Source organism: Streptomyces sp. NPDC006544 (genome assembly GCF_040611715.1).
Classification (GTDB): Bacteria; Actinomycetota; Actinomycetes; order Streptomycetales; family Streptomycetaceae; genus Streptomyces.
In genome coordinates this window covers 1-2322 of record NZ_JBEXOV010000206.1, presented here as the reverse complement: position 1 = coordinate 2322, position 2322 = coordinate 1, and the positions used below count along the sequence as shown (strand labels likewise).

Annotated in this window: 1 protein-coding gene and 1 pseudogene; both read right to left on the bottom strand. The window is 70.1% G+C overall.

Annotation, left to right across the window (positions count from 1 at the left end; genetic code table 11):
- Positions 1-155: 155 nt before the first annotated feature.
- Positions 156-1145 (bottom strand): TerC family protein, encoded by a 990-nt coding sequence (locus ABZY44_RS37530; RefSeq protein ID WP_356662011.1) that lies wholly within the window; start codon positions 1143-1145, stop codon positions 156-158.
- A 267-nt stretch (positions 1146-1412) separates the two neighbouring features.
- Positions 1413-2322 (bottom strand): annotated as a pseudogene (locus tag ABZY44_RS37525) (export associated protein); the annotation flags it as partial.

The following is a 2322-nucleotide window of genomic DNA, read 5'->3' as shown; positions in this document are numbered from 1 at the left end:
ATCCGACAACCGCTCGCCCGCAGACGACTTCACCTGCCCCGCCCTCGCCACAACCCAACCAACGAGCCCGAGACACCTAAGTCACCAGCATTGCGCTTAGCCCCGCGGCGTCCGGGCCGGCCGACGGGCCGGCCGGCCCGCGGACCGGCGGCCCGTTACGGCGCCGCGTCGATGCTTTCCGGTTCGGCGGCGGCCTTGGCCGCCGCCTGCTTCTTCGAGGCGATCAGGCTGGTGATCGTGGTGATCACGAGGACTCCGCAGATGACGCCCAGGGAGACCGGGATGGAGATCTGCGGTACGTGCAGACCCGATTCGTGCAGGGCGTGCAGCACGAGCTTGATGCCGATGAAGCCGAGGATGACGGAGAGGCCGTAGCTGAGGTGGACCAGCTTCTGGAGCAGGCCGCCGATGAGGAAGTACAGCTGGCGCAGGCCCATCAGGGCGAAGGCGTTGGCGGTGAAGACGATGTACGGGTCCTGGGTGAGGCCGAAGATCGCGGGGATCGAGTCCAGGGCGAACAGCACGTCGGTGGTGCCGATGGCGAGCATGACGATCATCAGCGGAGTCAGGACGCGCTTGCCGTTCTCCCGGATGAAGAGCTTCGTGCCGTGGTAACGGTCGGCGACGCCGAACTTCTTCTCGATCGACTTGAGCAGGCGGTTCTCCTCGAACTCGTCGTCCTGCTCGTCCTTGCGGGCTTCCTGGATCAGCTTCCACGCGGTGTAGATGAGGAACGCGCCGAAGAGGTAGAAGACCCACGAGAAGTTGGCGATGATCGTGGCGCCCGCGGCGATGAAGATCGCGCGCAGGACGAGGGCGATCAGGACGCCCACCAGCAGGACGCGCTGCTGGAGCTGCGAGGGGACCGCGAACTTCGCCATGATCAGGACGAAGACGAAGAGGTTGTCCACGCTCAGGGACTTCTCGGTGATGAAACCGGCGAAGAACTCCTGGGAGGCCTGGCCGTGCCCGAAGAACAGCAGGCCGAGGCCGAAGAGGGCGGCGAGGGCGATCCAGACGACCGTCCAGATGCCGGCTTCCTTCATGGAAACGTCATGGGGTTTGCGGCCGATGAAGAAATCGGCGCCGATGAGGATGCCCAGACCAAGAATGGTCAGCACCCAGAGGGTCAGGGAAACGTCCACGGCTTACATGCCTCCGGCAGATGGCTCAGCACTGTGTCAGCGTCATCGCTGCCGGAGGTCTCTTCCACCCTGACGGCCGGGAGGCCGCGGGCCGGCGCCCCGGGACCGATCGCAGTCCGTATTGACGGGCACGCCGTACAGGAAAGCAGGAATACTCCCCTCCGCACTCACCAGCGTACCCGCGCCACCCGGGGAAGGTAAAGGGAAAGCCAAGAACTGGTCAGCGGCCGGTCATCCGGCGACCGGCCTGGCGACCGCCGCCGACCGCTAGCCGGCCGCGCGCCTGGCCGTCGCCACCCGCTCCAGCGCCTGGTCCAGGACCCGGCTGCCCTGCGGGGGCAGGTCCGGTTCGAAGGTCCACGCGTGGTGCACCCAGGGGTCGGCGAGGTGGTTGTCCGGCACGGGAGACAGCCGCATCAGCGAGCGCCACAGCGGATCCAGCAGCGGCCCGTAGGCCGAGGCCTCGTCACGGTCCGCGACCATCAGCAGGTGGACCCCGACCGCCGGACCCTCGTCGGCCAGGTAGCGCAGACGGGTGACGGCCCGGTCGTCGAACCCGTGCGGGAAGTCGTGCACGATCAGCAGCTGATCGGCCGTGTCCACATCGGGCGGCAGGTCTTCCGGAGCCCCGGCCCGGACCGCCATCTGTACGAGGTCCACGCGCCGGGTCAGCCGCTCCAGGGTCTCGGTGACCCCCGCGGCTCCGGCGGCGGGCGGCCCGGCCAGCACCCCGGCGCGGACCAGCGGGGCCAGCGCGGCGGCTCCGGCGCCGGCCGCGTCGATGACGTGGACGGCGAACCGGTCGGCGGGATGGGCGGCGAGCAGCCGCGCGGCGTGCGCGACGGCCATGTCCATGGCGGCCCGGCGCAGCCGGTCGGTGTCCATGGCCATGGCGGCCTCGGAGCCGGTGCGGCCGTTGTCGATCCACAGCCCGCGCTCCAGCGGGACCCGGACCAGCATGGGGATGCGCAGGCCGGGCCGTTCGGGCAGGTGCAGGTCGCCGAGGCGCAGGGCCAGCGGGCTCTCGGCGGGCGGGGCGGCGGACCGGGCGTCGTGCCAGACCGGGTTGTCCCAGCGGGCGTACGAGGCCGGCAGCGCGGGCTCGACCACCTCGGCCTCGGCGGTGAGCTGGTCGAGGTCCCGGTCGAGGGCGGCCTGCGCCCGCGCGACCAGCTCG